This window comes from Cupriavidus agavae (assembly GCF_004217045.1).
GTDB classification, from domain to species: domain Bacteria; phylum Pseudomonadota; class Gammaproteobacteria; order Burkholderiales; family Burkholderiaceae; genus Cupriavidus; species Cupriavidus agavae.
Window position 1 is genome coordinate 177719 of record NZ_SGXM01000006.1, and the last position, 18791, is coordinate 196509.

At 60.5% G+C, this 18791-nt stretch carries 16 protein-coding genes; 13 read left to right on the forward strand and 3 right to left on the reverse strand.

From position 1 onward, the window contains the following. Positions 1–101: 101 nt before the first annotated feature. A complete protein-coding gene (locus tag EV147_RS19800; RefSeq protein WP_130392930.1) occupies positions 102–1130 on the reverse strand; it encodes an AraC family transcriptional regulator in 1029 nt (342 codons plus the stop codon). A 144-nt stretch (positions 1131–1274) separates the two neighbouring features. Between EV147_RS19800 and EV147_RS19805 the strand changes: the two genes are divergently transcribed. The 13 genes from EV147_RS19805 to EV147_RS19865 all read left to right on the forward strand — a co-directional run bounded on the left by EV147_RS19805 (position 1275) and on the right by EV147_RS19865 (position 14823). After that, on the forward strand, positions 1275–2210 hold the full coding sequence (locus tag EV147_RS19805) for a BKACE family enzyme (protein WP_130392931.1): 936 nt from the start codon (positions 1275–1277) through the stop codon (positions 2208–2210). A 103-nt stretch (positions 2211–2313) separates the two neighbouring features. Then, complete coding sequence (locus tag EV147_RS19810) at positions 2314–3693, forward strand: MFS transporter (RefSeq protein WP_235844843.1); 1380 nt, start codon at positions 2314–2316, stop codon at positions 3691–3693. Positions 3694–3725: 32 nt separating this feature from the next. Next, positions 3726–4466, forward strand: coding sequence for a beta-ketoacyl-ACP reductase (locus EV147_RS19815; RefSeq protein WP_130392932.1), 741 nt, complete (start codon positions 3726–3728; stop codon positions 4464–4466). Between the two features lie 29 nt (positions 4467–4495). Beyond that, positions 4496–5287, forward strand: a complete 792-nt coding sequence (locus EV147_RS19820) for an SDR family oxidoreductase (protein WP_130392933.1) — start codon at positions 4496–4498, stop codon at positions 5285–5287. A gap of 365 nt (positions 5288–5652) precedes the next feature. Next, complete coding sequence (locus EV147_RS19825; protein WP_328591134.1) at positions 5653–6024, forward strand: type 2 periplasmic-binding domain-containing protein; 372 nt, start codon at positions 5653–5655, stop codon at positions 6022–6024. A gap of 609 nt (positions 6025–6633) precedes the next feature. Further along, entirely contained in the window at positions 6634–7809 is a 1176-nt protein-coding gene (locus tag EV147_RS19830) for a branched-chain amino acid ABC transporter substrate-binding protein (protein ID WP_130392934.1), read from the forward strand. Between the two features lie 69 nt (positions 7810–7878). Further along, complete coding sequence (locus tag EV147_RS19835; RefSeq protein WP_130392935.1) at positions 7879–8808, forward strand: branched-chain amino acid ABC transporter permease; 930 nt, start codon at positions 7879–7881, stop codon at positions 8806–8808. Then, positions 8795–10003 (forward strand): branched-chain amino acid ABC transporter permease, encoded by a 1209-nt coding sequence (locus EV147_RS19840; RefSeq protein WP_130392936.1) that lies wholly within the window; start codon positions 8795–8797, stop codon positions 10001–10003. Before EV147_RS19835 ends, EV147_RS19840 begins: the two co-directional genes overlap by 14 nt. Then, positions 10000–10782: an ABC transporter ATP-binding protein gene (locus EV147_RS19845; protein ID WP_130392937.1), complete on the forward strand. Its 783-nt coding sequence runs from the start codon at positions 10000–10002 to the stop codon at positions 10780–10782. Before EV147_RS19840 ends, EV147_RS19845 begins: the two co-directional genes overlap by 4 nt. Then, positions 10779–11492 (forward strand): ABC transporter ATP-binding protein, encoded by a 714-nt coding sequence (locus tag EV147_RS19850; RefSeq protein ID WP_130392938.1) that lies wholly within the window; start codon positions 10779–10781, stop codon positions 11490–11492. The genes EV147_RS19845 and EV147_RS19850 overlap by 4 nt, the downstream gene beginning before the upstream one ends. A gap of 22 nt (positions 11493–11514) precedes the next feature. Next, positions 11515–12819 (forward strand): amidase, encoded by a 1305-nt coding sequence (locus EV147_RS19855; RefSeq protein WP_130392939.1) that lies wholly within the window; start codon positions 11515–11517, stop codon positions 12817–12819. Between the two features lie 27 nt (positions 12820–12846). Next, positions 12847–14178 carry a M20 family metallo-hydrolase gene (locus tag EV147_RS19860; RefSeq protein WP_130392940.1) on the forward strand — a complete coding sequence of 444 codons (1332 nt, stop codon included), beginning with the start codon at positions 12847–12849 and terminating at the stop codon, positions 14176–14178. A 54-nt stretch (positions 14179–14232) separates the two neighbouring features. Continuing rightward, a complete protein-coding gene (locus EV147_RS19865) occupies positions 14233–14823 on the forward strand; it encodes a helix-turn-helix domain-containing protein (protein ID WP_130392941.1) in 591 nt (196 codons plus the stop codon). A 406-nt stretch (positions 14824–15229) separates the two neighbouring features. On the opposite strand, the gene EV147_RS19870 is transcribed toward EV147_RS19865, so the two are convergent. Both EV147_RS19870 and EV147_RS19875 read right to left on the reverse strand, forming a co-directional pair. Beyond that, a complete protein-coding gene (locus EV147_RS19870) occupies positions 15230–15412 on the reverse strand; it encodes a hypothetical protein (RefSeq protein WP_130392942.1) in 183 nt (60 codons plus the stop codon). Between the two features lie 736 nt (positions 15413–16148). After that, positions 16149–18377 carry an ATP-binding protein gene (locus EV147_RS19875; protein ID WP_328591135.1) on the reverse strand — a complete coding sequence of 743 codons (2229 nt, stop codon included), beginning with the start codon at positions 18375–18377 and terminating at the stop codon, positions 16149–16151. Positions 18378–18791: the final 414 nt, after the last annotated feature.

Consider the following 18791-nt stretch of genomic DNA (forward strand, 5'->3'; position numbering starts at 1 on the left):
GAATCGGTCAGGTCCTGAAGCCTTTGGAAAAGCGTCCAGCGAATACTCCCTAGTCGGAGCGCCGGCCATCGCCTGTCTCCGGCAACGGCACCGACGCCCTTCTAGAGCGCGCGAAGCTCGGTCAAGCTTTTTCCAGTCCAGCGCTTGAGCGCGCGGCGGAAATTCGCGGTGTCGCTGAAGCCGAGCAACATCGCTATATCGTCGCCGCTCATCTTCGTCGTCCTCAGGTATTCCGTCGCAAGCGAGCGCCGGACGTCGTCGACGATGGTGACGAAGGAAGTGCCCTCCGCATCGAGCCGTCGACGCAATGTCCGGCTCGTCATGTTGAACGCGCTGGCAACTGCCTCCATCGACGGGAACTCTCCGGGGTTTCGCATCAGGAACTGGTAGACCTCTCCCGATGCACCGATCGACGTCTTCGCTTGCCCGATCAGCCGGTCGCAGGTTTCCTGCAGTAGTGCCGCTGTATGCAGGTGTGCGAGTTGCGGCTTGTGGTCCAGGATCGAGCTGTCATAAATGAGTTCGCAAGTCTCCTGGTCGAAGGCACATGGGCAGCACAAGTATTCTTCGTAAATTGCAGCGTAGCGCGGCGCCGGATAGGAGAAATTCGCCTGCACGGGCGGGCAGCTTTTCCCCGCGACATCCTGCAGATGCGTGACATGCTGTGTGAACTGCTGTTCTAGCAGAAACTGCTGGACTTCGCGGGATTGGTTCGAGGTAAAGGCATCCGGAAAGGTCCATACGCCCCGGTCCGAATACTCCGTCCAGGCGATGGTAAGCGTGGGTGTTGCCAGACGGTGATATTTAACCCCGAGCCGGAAATAGTCCCGCAGCGACAGGCAGGACATCAACGCGTATCCGTACATCCCGTAGGCAGATAGGTGCAGCCGGGAACCTGTCCTGAAAGGTGTCGCGGGATCGGAAGACAAGGCCACGGCATTGCTGCAGACCGTAGCGTACTGACGCACCGAGGTCAGCACGGCGGCATCGTAAATTTCATCCGGTTCAATACCAGAGCCTTTCAGGCTCTGGGCGGGATCGATGCCTTGCTCGGCGAGCACCTCGACCAATGCCGCAATTTTGTACGGCGCATGTACGCGCTCGTTGGGTAACGATAGTTTCGACGACACGGCGTTTTTCCAGTTTTGTCCGGCAAGGACCCCCTCTTGTCCGAAAATGACCTTACACGGAGCATCCTATCTCACTACTATCAGTGTCACAAGATTCGGGTAAGCGCGGACCGGCGCAGCCCGGAAGGACACTGGAGACAAGCATTGAGTAGCAACCGCAAAGTCATCATCTCGTGCGCCGTAACGGGTTCGGCACATGTACCGTCGATGTCGGAATACCTCCCCATCACGCCTGCAGAGATCCGTGCGCAAGCGCTGGAAGCGGCTGAGGCAGGCGCCGCTATCCTCCATCTGCACGCGCGCGATCCCTCGGACGGCAGACCGACTCCGAAACCCGAGGTCTTCCGGGAGTTCGTGCCCGACATCGCGCGTGAGACCGACGCGGTGATCAACATTTCCACCGGCGGCAGCACCCGTATGTCACTTGACGAGCGCCTGGCCTATGCGCGATTCGCACGCCCGGAAATGTGCTCGCTGAACATGGGCTCGATGAACTTCTCCCTGCATCCGATTGCAGAGAAGATGTCTTCGTGGCGCTTCGACTGGGAGAAGGAGTATGTCGAAGGCATGGAGGACATGATCTTCCGCAACACGTTCCGGGACATCAAGAACATCCTGACTGAATTCCGTGATCACGGCACCCGCTTCGAACTCGAGTGTTACGACGTGGGTCACCTTTACAATCTCGCATACTTCATCGACGCGGGCCTGATCAAGCCGCCGTTCTTCATCCAGTCAGTGTTCGGCATCCTGGGCGGCATCGGCGCCGACCCGGAGAACCTGTCCGTTATGCGCGCCACGGCCGACAGGCTCTTCGGTCGGGAGAACTATCACTTCTCGATCCTCGGCGCAGGCCGCCACCAGATGCCGCTGGTCACCATGGGCGCTATCTTGGGAGGAAACGTTCGCGTGGGCCTGGAAGACAGCGTGTACCTGTCCAGGGGCGTGAAGGCCAAGAGCAACGCGGAACAGGTTCGCAAGATCCGGCGAATTCTTGAAGAACTTTCCTTCGAGGTCGCCACGCCAGCGGAGGCGCGGCAAATGTTGGGCCTCAAGGGCAGTAAGAACGTTTCGTTCTAGCAACCCCGCTTCATTTCGATCGTCCCATGCGCAAGGCCGAAAGTCAGCAACAGGCATCCGGCCATAACAACAAGAGCCATGGGATCTACACCGGAGACCACTCATGACAACGAACACCGCTGCGCGCGCCGCCGATAGCCTGCATTCGCAGGCTACGCGCAAGGCTATGCTGCGCCTCATCCCAATCTTGTGCGGGATTTACTTCCTGTCGTTCATCGACCGCACCAACGTGGCGCTTGCCAAGGCACACCTGGCAGCAGATCTCGGTATCAGCGCTGCCGCCTACGGGCTGGGCGCAGGCATCTTCTTCTTGGGCTATGCATTGCTGGAAGTGCCCAGCAACCTCATTGCGCATCGGATCGGGCCGCGCCGCTGGATCGCGCGCATCGCCGTAACATGGGGCGCACTATCTGCCGGCATGATGTTCGTCCAAGGCGAATGGTCGTTCTATGCGTTGCGTGTGCTGCTCGGGATCGCCGAAGCGGGCCTTTTTCCTGCGCTGATGTATATGGTTACGCTGTGGTTCGCGCCGAAGGATCGCGCGGTTGCGGTAGGCTGGATCTATACGGCGCCCGCGCTGGCGCTCATCATCGGCAACCCCATCGGCATCGGTCTCATGCAACTGGACGGACTGGCCGGGCTGCATGGCTGGCAATGGATGTTCCTGCTTGAAGGACTGCCTACCGTGGTGATTGGTTGTATCCTCTATTTCATCCTGCCGGATCGCCCAACGGACGTGAAATGGCTGACGCCCGAAGAAAGCCGCTCGCTGGAGGCACATGCCGTGATCGACGCGCATGGTCACGCCCATCTGTTCTCTGGTGACTGGGTGTCAGCGCTCAAGAGACCCACCACGATCTGCATCAGTCTGATTTATTTCCTGAACCAGATCGCGTTTGTGGGGCTGTACTTCTTCACGCCCTCCATTGTGTCCCAGATGCACGTCAAATCCTCGGTGCTGATCGCCATCCTGTCGAGCAGCGTAGGCTTCGGCTTCTTCGCTGGCGTCTTGCTTCTGCCGCGCATCCACAGCCGGATGCGTAATGATTGCGCCTACCTCGGCATCCTGACGACAGGTCTAGTAGTGGCCGCACTCACCTTCATTTCGACAACTAACGAAGGTGCACAAATTGCGCTACTAGCGGCGGCAGGGTTCTTCGGCGGCGGCGTGTTGCCGTCTTACTGGTCCATTGCCATGAAGCGTCTGCACGGCGTACAGGCAGCAGCTGGCCTGGCGTTCATCAATACCATCGGATTGCTCGGCGGATTTGTCGGTCCCTATCTGTTTGGCCTCGCCGAGACAGCATCTGGCAGGAGTTCGACCGGCTTCTACGTGATCTTGGCTGCTGCAGTACTGGGTCTTGTCATGATTCCGATGCTTGCACGTGCCATCCGTCACGAAGAGCAGCCCGTGGCTTCGAGCGACGCGACGGCGGAATTGAGAAGCGCCGGGACACGTCCGATTACGAAGGCTAACGTCTGACACATAGCAAGCGGTACGAAAGAGAGACAATCATGAAACTCGCAGGAAAGGTCGCGATCATTACGGGGGCGGCACAGGGCATCGGCGCGGCAACGGCGCGCAAATTTGCGCAGGAAGGCGCCATAGTCGCCCTATGCGACCTCAAGCAAGAAGCCGTGAGCGCGGTGGTCGCAGCTTGCCGGGAAGATGGCGCGACCGCAGTTGGATTTGGCGTGGACGTGGCGAATACCACCGCCGTGTCCGGTATGGTTGCCGAGGTAGTCGGCCAATTCGGGCGCGTGGACATTCTGGTGAACAACGCCGGCATTACACGTGATGCCAGGTTTCAGAAAATGACGACCCAGCAGTTCGACGACGTCATCGACGTAAATCTCCGCAGCGTGTTCCATGTCACGCAAGCGGTGGTGGACGGCATGGTGGAGCGGGGGTCAGGCGTCATTCTAAATGCCAGTTCCGTCGTTGGTGTCTACGGGAATTTCGGCCAGACGAACTACGCAGCCGCAAAGTTTGGCGTCATCGGCTTCACCAAAACATGGAGTCGCGAACTGGGGCCAAAGGGAATCCGCGTGAACGCCGTCGCACCGGGCTTCATCGAAACGCCAATCCTTTCGACAGTGCCCGGCGAGGTACTGGAAAAGATGCGCAATCAGGTACCCTTGCGCCGGCTAGGAAAGCCGGAGGAGATCGCGAGTATCTACGCCTTCCTTGCCAGCAATGACGCAAGCTACATCAATGGGGCAGTCATCGAAGCGTCCGGTGGCATGACGCTCTGATGCGCGCCGCACGACATAAGGAGACACGAATGAACGCACTGGCATTACTACGGCCGCGCCCTGGTCTGCGTGTGCTGATTACGGGTGGCGGCTCCGGCATTGGTGCCGGCATCGCCGAAGCCTTTCTACAAGCCGAGGCCGCCGTCTACGTCTGCGACGTCGACGGTGCCGCGCTCGAATCGCTGAAAGAGAAGAATCGCACGTTGCACACTGGCGTGGCAGACGTTGGTGTTCGGGAAGCTGTCGCCAGCATCGTCGTCGATGCGGCCGATAGGCTGGGCGGTATTGATGTTCTAGTGAACAATGCAGGAATTGCTGGACCGACCGGTGGCGTCGAAACCATCGACCCACAGGATTGGGAACGAACTGTCGCGACGAATCTGCACAGCCAGTTCAACTTTGTACGCGGGGCCGTCCCGTTAATGAAGCAGACCTCGGACTGCCCCAGCATCATCGCGATGTCGTCCGTGGCGGGACGGCTCGGCTACGCTTACCGCACGCCCTATGCCGCAACGAAATGGGCAATTGTCGGGATGATGAAATCACTCGCCATCGAACTCGGACCCAGCAACGTACGCGTCAACGCCATCCTGCCTGGCGTTGTGCAAGGCGAACGTATGGACCGCGTCATCGCAGCGAGAGCGAAATCGCTCGGTATCTCGTTCGAGGCGATGCGCGAGCAGTATTTGCAGAAGATCTCGTTACGCCGTATGGTGACCGTGGAAGACATCGCGGCCATGACGCTGTTTCTGGCATCGCCCGCTGCACGGAACGTGTCCGGGCAAGCCATCAGCGTCGATGGGAATGTAGAGTATCTCTGAGAAAGTCCACTTGACTTTCGTCATCAGTGTCCGTCACGTGGCAAATCGCTGAGACCGACCAGAAAGGGGCAGCACCACCTAACCCAACGTCCCTTCCTGGCATCGGATCCATTGACCAGACGCCATGAACGTCCAGGGCGCGGGTTCCACGGCCCACGTTTTTTGTAGACGTCTTCGCGCTGCGTACGCGATCAGCACGAGCCTTCTTCGAGTTGGAGCGCGTGCGACGCGGGCGAGCGGCTGCTAAGCGTGCTGGCACCGCGGCTTAGCGAAATTGAAGCCGGACTCGCGTCGCTTGCCCGAAGCTGCTGCCTTTGTGGGAGCAGTACCCTGATATCCATATCGAGTGCAGTGTCGACTACGCAATGACCGACATTGCCGCGCAACGTTTCGACGCCGGAGTTCGCAGCGGGAACCGCGTGGACAAGGACATGGTCGCTGTCCGCATCGCTCCCGATCTTTGCATGGCGGTGGCTGCATCGCCCGACTACCTGCGAGGAAAGCTGCTTCCCGCCAGCCCGCAGGATCTGACTGCGCACCACTGTATCGACCTTAGGCTGCCCACACATGGGGTCTTGAGGACTGGTGGCCGACGTTACCCGGCTATCACATCTACTACGCCAGCCGGCGGCAGATGTCTCCTGCTCTGCGGCTGGTCATCGAGGCGCTCCGTATCCAGAGCGCTAGCATCTATTTCGTCGGGACCGGCTCAATCAAAGCCGCTACTGCTTCCCTGAAGACCTCGAAAACGCCATCCCATACCTGATGTCTTTCAGGGGTCGCTGACGAGCAACACTTGACGGCGACGCCCGCGTCACGCCCCTCGACCGAGCGTTCTAGCAGGCCGCTCGCTAAGCTGCGAACGGCCAAATAACTCTTTCTCCTGCATGGATGCGGCGCCGCCCCGCCCTTTCAGCTGCCCGGTCAGCGCCGCGCTCAATTAGTTACCTTCATTTCGGCGCCCGGCTGATTTGCGCTCATAGAACGGTATCGGTATGGCTTGGTTTAAGGCCACAAGCATTGCGCAGACCGGTTTGATCTGGAGCGCGGGATCCGACGGGCCACTTCGGCTGACGCGTTCAAGCACCGCTTTCGTGCGTGCAATGCTCCGCTAAGGCGAATCGCACTGCAGCATAAGCCCTCCCTTGCGCCTCCTCCCCCGTTAGTACTAGGGGTTATCGCTCGTTGAAGCGTGGCATATCTATTGCATAGCATTCAAGGGACTTGAATTTTGTGCAGATGTCTTGCACGCATAGCGGGCAACGACGGACGCCCGCGCATCAGTTCTGGTCTTCCACGCCGGGCCGGTGGCCCATCCAGATGTTCACGCATGAGGGGGAAAGAGAGTGCTCAAGAAAAACACTGCAGGGGCGGCCGCTATGGCTGCTGCCGCAACGGCATTGGTCGTGATGTCAGCACCCGCGCAGGCCAAGGAAGTGGTCAAGATCGCTTTCGTGGGTCCGCTTACGGGCGGCGTGTCGTCGATCGGGCTGGGCGGACGCAACTCGGCGGACCTGGCCGTACGTCTGCGCAATGCCGACCCCAAGGCCAAGTACACCTATGAACTGGTGGTACAGGATGACGAGTGCCGGCCCAATGTGGGCGTGCAGGTAGCCACGAAGATTGCCGCGGACAAATCCATTGTGGCCGGCGTGACGCACTTCTGCTCGGCCGTGGCCATGGGCACCGTGGGCGTCTACAACCGCTTCGGCATCCCCGCCGTGGTGTGGGGCGCCGTGCTGCCCGAGGTAACGTACGGCAACAAGTTCAAGGAGATCCATCGCGTCAACGGCACGATGATCAACCAGAGCGAAGTGGCCGCCAAATTCATGACCAGCCTGGGCTACAAGAAGTGGGCCATCATCCATGACACTACCGACTACGGCAAGGGCCACAACAAGTATTTCAGTGAATTCCTGAAAAAGGACGGCGGCACCATCGTCGGCACGTTCGGCGTCACCGCTGACCAGCAGGACTTCACGACGGAGCTGACGAAGATCCGCGAAATGAAGCCAGATGTGGTCTATTTCGGTGGCCTGACGCCGCTGGGTGTGCGTATCCGTACGCAGATGGAAAAGCTCGGTATCAAGGCCCAGTTCGAGGGCACGTCCGGCATCAAGTCCGATGCCTACATCGAAGGGGTGGGAAAGCCGCTCTCCGAAGGATCCCTCGCGTTCATCGAAGGCGCGCCGGTGGAAAAGCTCGCCGGTGGCCAACTCTTCATGGAGCGCTATACGCAGCAGAAGTACAGCGAGCCACCCGAAGCATACGGTCCCTTCGCATTTGCCGCAGCTAACCTGATCATGGACGCCGTCGAGAAGGTCGGCCCAGACCGCAAGAAGGTCCGAGACACCCTCAATGGCACCAAGGACGTGGACACCGTCATCGGTAAGGTCACCTTCGACGACCATGGCCAGAACGTGGTGCCACTGATCACCAAGTATGTCGTCGACGACGGCAAGTGGGTGATCTGGGAAGACAGCAGCTACGCCAAGGGCAAGAAGAAGCTGTCCGGTCTGTAAGCACGGCGACCGGGCTGCGGGCGCGATGGCGACCGGGTTCGGCCTTGTCTGGGCATTCGGAGGATACCGATGAGTGTATTGGGGCAGTACGTCTTTAACGGGCTGATGCTCGGCATGATCTACGCCATGGTGGCGGTGGGCTTCACGCTGTTCTTCGGCGTGCTTGACGTGATCAAATTCTCTCACGGCGATGTGCTGATGGTTGGCGCGTTCGCCGGTTTGGCCGCTTCGCTCGGCGTGGTGGCGATGCACGTGGATTCGCCATGGTTGCAACTGCTGGCCATCGTACTGTGCGCGGTGTTGGTGACCGGGCTGCTCGGCGCCGGTATCGCCCGGTTCCTGATCCTGCCGCTGCGTCGTGCGCCGCCGCTGAACACGCTGCTGGCCACGCTGATGCTGGGCACGGTGCTGCGCGAAGCCGTGCGGCTGTTTTATCCCGACGGTTCGAACCCCAAGCCGTTTCCGGCGTTGCTGCCGACCACGGAACTGGCCTTCGGCGCGCTGACAATGCGCGCCGATAACCTGATCCTGCTCGCCACCGGCGTAGCCATCATCATCGGCGTGCATCTGCTGATCACCCGTACCCGCTTCGGAATGGCCATCCGCGCCGTGGCGCAGGATGGCGAGACCGCGCGGCTGATGGGCATCAACTTTGAAGTGGTGGTGCTGGTTACGTTCGCTCTGGGATCGGCCATGGCCGCGTTAGCCGGTGTGATGAACGGCCTCTACTACAACGAGATCAACTTCAACGTGGGGCTGCTGCTTGGCGTGATCGGCTTTGCGGCCGCCATCCTCGGCGGCCTGGGCAACTTATACGGGGCCATTCTGGGCGGATTTCTCTTCGCCGCGCTGCAGGTGCTGGGCAGCGCGATGCTGCCGGCACTGGTGCCAGACATCCCAAGCGCCTACAGGGACGTATTCGCGTTCGCCGTCGTCATCATCTTGATGGCATGGAAACCGACCGGACTCATTGCGGAGAAAGCCAGTGAACGTGTCTGACAACCTCTCGAAATCGCCCTCCACGCTGCCAGTCGGCGCATCCGCGCCACGGCGCAGCTCGGCCGTCGTGCTCGGTGTCGCCGCCGTCGCCATCGTGGCATATCTTTACCTGTTCCTGCATGCGGAGTCGCAGGTGGCCGTGGCGGTGCTGCTCGCGCTCGCAGTGGCGGCGGTTGTCGTCGCGCGCCGGTTGAAGCTGACGGCCTCCGTGGAAGACGCCGCTGCCAGGCGACCCGGGCTCTCGCGCCTGTGGGCCGTCGGTGGCACGCTAGCGCTGATCGTACTGTTCCACGAAAGTCATTTCGTGCTGCTTATGCTGTGCGCCGTGCTGTTGTACACCACAGCCTGCCTGGGCCTGACCGTGCAGTTCGGCTTCTCGGGGGTGTCGAACTTCGCTGGCGCGGCGTTTTTCGGCATCGGTGCGTATACGACGGCCGTACTGGCGGCACACACGCCAATCCCACCCATCCTGGTGATCGTGCTGTCCGGCATTGCCGCCGCCGTTATCGGTTCGCTGCTGATTGCGCCGGTGCTTCGCACGCGCGGTCACTATGCAGCACTGGTCACGATCGCATTCGGCATCCTGTTCAAGACATTCCTGGAAGTGAACGATGTGCTGGGCGGCCCGCAAGGGCTGCAGGTTCCCGGTATGACACTGTTCGGACTCCAGTTCAACGAAGGCGTGACGGTGTTCGGTGTGGACGTGTCGTTCTACGCGAGCTATGCATTGCTGAGCCTGGTAATTTGCGGAGGCACGTTCGTCGTGGTCAAGGCACTTGAGCGCTCCTGGGTGGGGCTGGCGATGGATGTGGTGCGTACCGACGAAACCGCCGCAGCCACGTTCGGCCTGCATATTGCACGCTGGAAAGTCATCGCATTCATGCTGGGCAATTTCTTTGCAGGCGTGGCCGGCAGCGTGTACGGCATGGTCACAGCCTTCGTTGCACCGAACAACTTCACGTTCGCGGACTCGTTGCTGATGCTGTCAATTGTCATTCTTGGCGGGCTTGGCAACGTAGTGGGATTGATTCCGGCGGCCATCATCGTGCTGGTGCTGCCCGAGAAGCTGCAGTTTATCCAGGAATACCGCTTCCTGTTCTATGCAGCACTGGTGATCGCGATTCTGCTGTTCCGACCGGAGGGACTGTTGCCACGCAAGACCCGACTGTTCTTTCCGCAAAAGGACGCCAAATGAGCGATGCCATGATCGAGGTACGCAACCTCACGATGCGTTTTGGCGGCCTGACCGCGCTGGACAACCTGCAGCTCGACATCCACCGTGGCGAGGTCCTGGGCCTGCTGGGCCCCAACGGATCGGGGAAGACCACCTTCTTCAATGTGCTGACCGGGCTATACAAGGCCAGCGCTGGCACGATCCTCTACGACGGCGAGGAGGTCATCGGCAAGACACCCCAGGACATCTACCGCAGCGGCGTGGCTCGGACATTCCAGCGCTCGCGCCTCTCGCTACCGCTGACCGTTTTCGACAATATCGTGATCGGGGACTACCAGCACATGGGCCATGGGCTGGTGTTCAACCTGTTCCGCCGCAGGGCGTTTCGCGCTGAATACGAACGCTACGTGGAAGCGGTGCGCGAACTATTAGCCATATTCAGTCCGCCCCTGGTGGGACGGCTGTTCGAACCGGTGGAGACGTTCACGATGATCGATCGGCGGCGTATCGAAGTCTGCCGTGCGCTGATGAGTCGCCCACGCCTACTGCTGCTCGACGAGCCTTCAGCTGGCATGACACATGACGAGACCCACGAACTGATGGACGATATCTTGCAGGTGCGCAGCAAGATGAGCGATCTCTCCGTAGTGCTGATTGAACACGAGATGAACGTAATCGAGCGCATTACCGATCGTTGCATCGTGTTGAACTACGGCAAGAAGATTGCCGAAGGCACGTACGCCGAGATCACCGCCGATCCCGACGTACAGACCGCCTATCTCGGGGAGGAAGCGGCATGAGCGCGAACACACTGCGCGTGGAAGGCCTGAGTACGGGCTACGATAAGGTGAACGTTCTGCACGACGTCTCGATCGAGGTACCGCCGGGCAAGGTCACCTGCATCCTGGGCGCCAACGGCGCCGGGAAAAGCACGCTGATCCGCGCGATCATGGGGCTGACCCCGCCGCGTCAGGGCCGCGTACTGTGGGATGGCGCCGATCTGGCCGGCGAGAAAACCCACAACATCATCGCGCGGGGCATCTCATGCATTCCGGAGGGGCGCAAAGTTTTCCCTCGCATGACGGTAGCGGAGAACCTCGCGCTTGGCGCCTTCCTGGAAAGCGATGCCGGAAAAATCCGCGAGCGCACTGCCCGAGTCTACGACATCTTCCCGCGCTTGCGCGAACGATCGGACCAGTTGGCCGGCACGATGTCGGGAGGCGAACAAGCCATGGTGTCGATCGGCCGTGGCCTGATGGCACAACCACGGCTGCTGGTAATCGACGAGCCTTCGCTGGGCCTTTCGCCGCTCTTCGTGAAAGAGAACTTCAAGGTCATCCAGCAAATCAACGAACTTGGCATGACTGTACTGCTTGTGGAACAAAACGCTCGCCAGACGCTTGCGATTGCCCACCAAGGCTATGTGCTTTCGCAAGGACGCGTCGTCGCGGAGGGATCGGCACAGACCCTGCGCGAGAACGATCAGGTGCGCGCCGCCTATTTCGGCTGAGCGGATCAGGGAGAACGCAAACATGGAACACATACTCGATCTTTCTGCGCGCGAAATGGCGGCGCGCCTCGGACGCCGCGACCTGAGCGCTGAAGCCGTGGTGCGCGCCAGCCTCGAGCGCATCGCCGAGCTGGATGTCCGCATTCATGCGTGGCAGCACGTAGACCCCGACGCGGCAATCGCGCGAGCGCGCGCTCTCGACGCGGGTAAGGTGACCGGCGCACTGCACGGTGTACCGATTGGGGTGAAGGACCTGATGGATACGGCTGATATGCCGACCACCTACGGATCGCCCATCTACGCTGGGCACCGTCCCACCCTCGACGCCGCAGCAGTGGCGTTGGCCCGCTCCGCGGGCGCGATAGTGGTCGGCAAGACGGTGACCACCGAGTTTGCCACGTTCCAACCCGGACCCACGTGCAACCCACGTGCGCTGGCCAATGCGCCTTGCACGCCCGGTGGCTCGTCGAGCGGCTCTGCGGCCGCCGTGGCCGCAGGCATGGTGCCGCTTGCGTTCGGAACGCAAACTGCGGGGTCGATCATTCGTCCGGCAGCATATTGCGGCGTGGTCGGGTACAAGCCCACGCACGCCACGTTGCCGTTGGCCGGGATCAAGCCGTTGTCGCCAAGCCTCGACACGGTTGGCGTACTTGCGCGTCGCGTCGATGATGCTGCGCTGTTCATCGGCACGCTGGCACGCAACGCGTCGATTGTCGACGCCTGTGGCGCGGCCTCCGGGTCACTGCGCATCGGCATTTGCCGCACGCCCCACTGGGCACGCGCGAGCACTGACGCACGCGCCGCGATCGACACAGCAGCCCAGTCGCTAGCACAGCTAGGCGCTACCGTACAGGATTTTGCCTTGCCGACCGCTTGCGATGCCCTCACTGAGGCGCAGATGGACATCATGGCCTTCGAGGCTCTTGCAGCCTTCGCGCCGGAGGCAACTGGCTCGTCGGCGCTGTTCAGCGCCGCTTTCGTCAGACAGCTTGAAGCCGGCCGCGCCGTAACGGGGGAACGCTTCCAGGCCGCGCTGGCCACTGCGGAGCTCGCGCGCATGGCGCTGGCGGCAGCCCTGGCAAGCTTCGACGCCATCATCGCGCCCAGTGCCGAAGGCGAAGCCCCTGCCGGACTGGAGGCCACCGGCGATCCTATCTTCTGTCGCATGTGGACATTGCTCGGTACACCATGCGTGCACGTGCCGACGGGCACCGGCGCTTCCGGCATGCCCGTCGGCGTGACCGTGACCGGGCCGCGCCACGAGGACGCCCGCGTACTGGCCGTCGCCCATCGGCTGCAGGTGGCGCTCGCCGGCAGTTCCGCCTGACGCCTGACGTGTTATTAGGAGAACGCTTTGAATTTACCTCTACATCCCGCCAAAGCCAGCGTTCAGGCCATTGCCGAACGTGCCCAGGACCACGTTGACGCCACGCGACTCGCTACATCTCTGGTGGCACTGGCAGCCTTCGGCGGACGCGACGATGGTGGCGTTTCGCGCGAGACACTGACCGATATCGATCTGGCTGCGCGTCGTCACCTTATCGCCCAGGCGCGGGCATTGGGTTGTCAGGTTGGCATCGACGATTGCGGCAACCTTTTTTTTCGTCGTGCCGGCCAGCGGGATCTGCCGCCCGTGCTGACCGGCAGCCATGCCGATACGCAGCCCGTGGGCGGAAAGTACGACGGCGCCTATGGTGTGTTGGCCGGACTTGAGGTGATCGCCGCGCTCAACGCAGCTGGCATCGAGACACTGCGTCCGGTCGAGGTGGTGTCGTGGACGAACGAGGAAGGTAGCCGTTTCGGCCCCGGTGCCATGGGTTCGAGCGCCTTCGTCGACCCCTCGCGGCTCGCGGGCTACCGCGAGGCCGCCGACCAGGGGGGCGTACGTTTTGGCGACGCACTGGATGCGGCGCTTGCGGACAGTGACGACGTCACGCGTGTTCCGATGGCCCGCCCAATGGCAGCCTGTGTCGAATTGCACATCGAACAGGGCCCCATGCTCGAGGCCGCGCACGTGCCACTGGGCGTGGTCACCGGCATCCAGGCTGTCCGCTGGTTCGAGGTGACGTGCGTGGGCACGATGGCCCACGCCGGCACCACCCCCATGGCGGTGCGTCGTGACGCCATGGCCGTGGCCGTGGCGATCGCCCAGGAACTCTATTCGATGGCGTCGCGCGACACGGGTGCTTCCACCACGCCGGGTGCGCCGGAACTGCGTCTCACACTGGGCCGATGGGCAGTCGCACCTAACTCGGTCAATACCATTCCAGGACGTGTCACCTTCACGGTGGATATGCGTTGCCTCGACGATGCCGTGCTCGATCACGCAGAGGCGGCACTACGTGCGACTTGCCTGCGCCTTGCCTCGTCACCCGACGCTGTAACGGTATCCCGCTTCTTTCATCGCACGCCCACGCATTTTCCCGAATCGATGCTAGGCCCGATCGAACGTGCCTGCGCACGCGCCAGTGCGCAGGCCGGGCGTGCGCAACCGATACGACTCACATCGGGGGCCTTTCACGACGCCATGTATCTGGCAGACCATTGCCCCACGGCGATGATCTTTGTGCCGAGCAAGGGCGGAATCAGCCACAATGCTGCCGAAGATACCGATAGTGCGGAGTTGTTCCTTGGCGTCCAGGCATTGGCTTACACTGTCGCCGAACTGGCCAGCCGCGAGCCATGACCGAATCATTCGGCGTCAGGTGGCCAGCCTACATCCAACCGATTCCAAGCCCGTATGGGAAAGACCGCACGCCCCACCCTCGAAGCGGCCGACAGCAAGTCGGCTACCCTCACGCTTGGCGTCAAACTGCGCCACGCTCGTCTGGTGGCCGGCTACACGCTCGCGCAACTTGCCAATAAGGCGGGGTGTTCAGAAAGCCTGATATCCAAGATCGAGAGGGGGCTGGCTACGCCGTCCTTCACCATGTTGCACCGTCTGGCTGTGGCGCTCGACACCAATATCGGCACACTGACTAGCGAGGAAGACCCAAGCCAGTCGCCTATCCTACGGCATGGCGACCGACCGGTGATTCGTGTAGGGGGCGTAGCGCTGGAGCGCGTGGTGCTACCTAAACGCGGGGGACTGCTGCAGGCGAACATCCATATCGTATGGCCGGGGGAGGCAAGCGACGGTCAGATCGAGCACCAGGGCGAGGAAGTCGGCTATGTGCTGGAGGGCCAGCTCGAGCTGATGCTTGGCGATGATGTCTATCGCATCGGCCCCGGCGACGCTTTCACGTTCTCAAGCCAGGTGCCGCATGGCTATCGCAATGTGGGTGATGTAGTGGCGAAGGTGTTATGGGTCAACTCGCCGGCTACATTCTGAATGATGATCTCGAGCTAGGTCTAACAGAGGTCGTCTGAGAGCGCGACCATTTCCCTTGGTAGCGTCTCTCTTGGCAAAGCGGTTTGCGAAAAGCGTGATCATATGCGTTCACGCCGTTACTTGAGACTTACGCATCGACTTCATTTTGTCGATTGTCTTAGGCTCCTGCTTCACGATCTCAAAGACGTCAGCCAAACACCTACCGCTCTCGGGGTACAGCAAACGGCTCGCCAATGCAGCAATATGGCCGCCGGCTGCCGAAAAATTCGCGTTCGGCCGGCCATTCGTCATAGCCCACCGTCGGTGGGCTTCTTTTTTGCCTTAACAACCAAGCGCGACGCCTTCTTACGCTCTGGACAATGACCTTCGAACGCCGAACGCGAGGCGACTGTGTGCAGCACCCCTTCTAGGGCGACATTTCAATGGTCGCGCCGTTAGGGGCGAGCGTTTCGGCGAATTCGACCGTGAAGCGTCCGACAGCGGCTTGCACCGCGTCGGCCTCTTCTATCTTGCCGAGTTCTCTGAGATAGCGCTCGGCCGCTCTTAGATAAGCGAGCTGGGCGTCGTAGGAGCTACGGGGCGGAATCATAATGGTCGCCAATGTATAGCAAAAACGGCGGCTGTGGCATTTTATTGCCCATCCTTATAGCGACGAACGGAGGCGCCTTCCGCACGGGTGGGTAGTCCCCGCCCTCCATGACCTGACTGGGGTAACGCGCCCCTGCAGGTGTGGGCCCGTTTTGTGGAGCTTGCGTTGCGTTAAGGGCGAACCAGTATTTTGTGCAACCACTTGCGGGGTGGTGCATTGCACAATAGCGTACGGGACTTAGCGTCAACCGCGGCGTGCCGAACTCAAACCCGGGCGATCTCGGACCGTAAGGCGTGACGAACGCACTTTAGCAATAGCAAGCCATCCGTCCATGTCTTTGACGTAAGGTTTTGTAGACCAATGCTCGCAAGATTTGCTGTTTGCCGTAAGTTTCGGCGGTTAATGGCGTTTTCTGCGTGATCGTATCTCCGTGTCGTTTATTTTGAGTTCAGCCCCGCAGGACGTTTTCCCCCAATTCATCGGATTAGGGTTTGTCGATATCGACAGTAGTATTGGAAAGCGACCGACTTTGTCGCCGCGGGGCGAGTTCATAGACGAAATCCAGCCACGCTTCCGCCGGGAAGCGACGTCAGGAATGCCGGTTTTTTTGAACTACTGGCGGCCTACAGCCGCTCCCGGGCGTTGCTTCAGCTCGTAGATACGTGTTTGCCCTCCCCCGCACCGCCATTAAGCGACCGCAATGAAGCTGTCGTTCCCAGACGAGCTCTCGGTAAGGCTATCGATCCAAGACTTCTCGCACCTTGGCAGCTAGCGCATCTAGCGCGAATGGTTTTGCGAGGATCGGCATGTCCCTATCGTGCCTTCCCTGTTGTACGTTCGTGTTGCGGGCATATCCCGTGGTGAAAAGGCACTTCACCCTTGGCTGCAGCTGCTTCGCTTGCGCAACGACTTGCTCCCCTGTCATCCCTCCGGGTAGGACCAAATCTGAGAAGACCATATCGATCGGCATCTCTTTCAGAATCCTGATGGCCATCGCCCCATCCTTGGCATCAACAACGTGGTATCCCAGGGCCTGGAGTGCGGATACAGCGTACTGCCGTACGTCGGCATCATCTTCCACCACCAGAATGGTCTCTCCGGTCACGGCGTCTAGGCCCATAATCTCGCCGCTCTCCGACTGAGTCGGGTGGTATCCGCTATGTCGAGGAAGGTAGAGCCGAACTGTTGTCCCTCGACCCGGCTCAGAGTTCAGCTCAACGTGTCCGTTTGATTGTTTGACGAACCCGTAGACCTGGCTCAGGCCCAGACCCGTGCCGCGACCATCTTCCTTAGTGGTGAAAAACGGCTCGAACGCGCGCGCAAGCGTGCTTGCGTCCATACCAGCCCCCGTATCGGTTACAGTGACTAACACATACTCACCAGGAGCCAGACTTCCGAAAGCCGCGACGTCTTTATCAGTCAAGTGCGCATTGGCCGTTCCGATCCTCAATCGGCCACCGCCCGGCATCGCATCGCGTGCGTTGACGGCCAGGTTGACGATCGTGCTTTCCAGCTCGCTGGGATCTACTTCGCTCCTCCACACATCGGCGGCCAGATCAGTTTGGAGCTCGACGGTCTCCCCGAGCGCCCTTCTAAGCAGCTCCGACATTCCTTGGACCACCGCATTGATATCAAGAGGCTTTGGATCAAGCGGCTGACGACGCGCAAACGCAAGCAACTTCTGCGTCAGGCTCGCCGCACGTCTGGCGCCGCCCATCGCCATGGCCGCAGCGCGACGCTGTCGCGGCATTTCCTCCGGAAGAATGAGACTCAGCAAATCGAGATTGCCCACAATGATCTGCAGGAAGTTATTGAAGTCGTGCGCGATTCCGCCCGTAAGCTGCCCGACAGCCTCCATTTTCTGCGCTTGCCTGAGCGATTCAGCTTTCTCCAACAGTTCCTCGGTACGGCGCCGAACCTGATCCTCCAGATCGGCATTGAGTTCGCGCAGCGCCGCTTCCGCTCTCCGGCGCTCTTCTAACTCTCTACGGGCGGCCTCAGCAAGGCGCATGTTGTCGATCGCCACCGCCGCCTCGGCTGCCAAGCCGGTCAACATCTGCTCAGAATCTTGAGAAAAACGTCCTGGTGAAGAATGTCCGAAAAAAAGTCCTCCCAGCACACCATCTCGTCGTGACATCACGGGGACGGCAAGGTAACTGCGTACCGGCAAATGCCCTTTTGGCATTCCGTGGTGAGGAAGGTTACGGCCGTATCGCGGATCTTTGGTGATGTCATCCGAGCGCACAATTCCTTCGCCATTGAAGGTGGGAGCAAATATCGCCGTATTGCGCGGCATCGGGAACTTGGAGAACGTCTCGCGCGGAACGCCAGAAATGGTGTACAGCGTATAGCTTTCGCCTTGTTCGTCCACTATGTTGTAGAAAAAGGCTCCAAACTCCGCACCGGCCAATTTCACCCCGGCGTCCGTCACGGTCTGGATAACACTGGCCAGGTCGGCGTCTCTAGCCAGTGCCGCACCCACACCGTTCATGATTTCCAACGCGCGAGTACGCTCCTGTAGCGTTGTCTCAAGTTCCTTCTGCCGCGTTTCATCTCGCAAGACCTTCACGAAACCGGATGCTGGATCTTCCGGAAACAAAGGCTTGGTTTCCCCCAGGGCCCAAATCAACCTTCCGTCCTTACAGACTCGCCACCCTGTCGCACCACCGACACCCTTGGAGACGGCCTCCTCCATCTCTGCCTCCAAGAGCGCCCGCCCTCCATCCTCGTCGGGAAACAACCTAACTAAAGACTGTCCCAGCATCTCCTGCTCAGTCCAGCCCAGGATTCGCGTCGCGCCTTCGCTCCAACCCGTCACTATCCCGCGGGCGTCGAACGTCACAATCGCCGTCTCCCCGGCGCTATTCAGTATCCGTCGATACCGCTCCAACACGCTTGGCTGGTCGGCTCGAATAAACGGATCTCCCATTGAAAGCGGAAACTGATTGTTTCGAAGTCGAGACATAACGATCCAAGCCCTGTCGGGAGGCTCCGACGAAGATTGAAGGACATTCGGTTCGCCCAACCCTGACCTTTCTGCAGCGAACCCGTGGGCGCGGCCACTACGTTCTTGTAATAGGCGGCGGTTCTACAGTCGTATGTTACGTTGCGTCGTCAGGATACCTGCAATAAGACGATGCAAGGGCTCCTTGATCACGACTTGGCAGAGGCGACAACCGGGACAACATAGCTGTCTGCCGAGCGTCGTTTTCCTCGAACGGCAAAGCTCCGGCGGCCTGCCGGCCGGTAGAACCCCGGGGTCAGAACGCATTGGAAGCCATGCGCCTCACAGATTTATCACGCCGGGCCCCCTGGACTGCCGAGACATCCTGCCGACGCCATGTGCGCTTATCACCACATAAAACCCATCTGGCCCATT

Excerpts from the sequence above, each read along its gene's own strand:
- EV147_RS19845 (WP_130392937.1), top strand. The coding sequence starts at position 10,000 with ATGAGCGATGCCATGATCGAGGTACGCAACCTCACGATGCGTTTTGGC.
- EV147_RS19875 (WP_328591135.1), bottom strand. The coding sequence starts at position 18,377 with ATGTCTCGACTTCGAAACAATCAGTTTCCGCTTTCAATGGGAGATCCG.
- EV147_RS19850 (WP_130392938.1), top strand. The coding sequence starts at position 10,779 with ATGAGCGCGAACACACTGCGCGTGGAAGGCCTGAGTACGGGCTACGAT.
- EV147_RS19835 (WP_130392935.1), top strand. The coding sequence starts at position 7,879 with ATGAGTGTATTGGGGCAGTACGTCTTTAACGGGCTGATGCTCGGCATG.
- EV147_RS19865 (WP_130392941.1), top strand. The coding sequence starts at position 14,233 with ATGGGAAAGACCGCACGCCCCACCCTCGAAGCGGCCGACAGCAAGTCG.
- EV147_RS19810 (WP_235844843.1), top strand. The coding sequence starts at position 2,314 with ATGACAACGAACACCGCTGCGCGCGCCGCCGATAGCCTGCATTCGCAG.
- EV147_RS19825 (WP_328591134.1), top strand. The coding sequence starts at position 5,653 with ATGACCGACATTGCCGCGCAACGTTTCGACGCCGGAGTTCGCAGCGGG.
- EV147_RS19815 (WP_130392932.1), top strand. The coding sequence starts at position 3,726 with ATGAAACTCGCAGGAAAGGTCGCGATCATTACGGGGGCGGCACAGGGC.
- EV147_RS19820 (WP_130392933.1), top strand. The coding sequence starts at position 4,496 with ATGAACGCACTGGCATTACTACGGCCGCGCCCTGGTCTGCGTGTGCTG.
- EV147_RS19855 (WP_130392939.1), top strand. The coding sequence starts at position 11,515 with ATGGAACACATACTCGATCTTTCTGCGCGCGAAATGGCGGCGCGCCTC.
- EV147_RS19870 (WP_130392942.1), bottom strand. The coding sequence starts at position 15,412 with ATGATTCCGCCCCGTAGCTCCTACGACGCCCAGCTCGCTTATCTAAGA.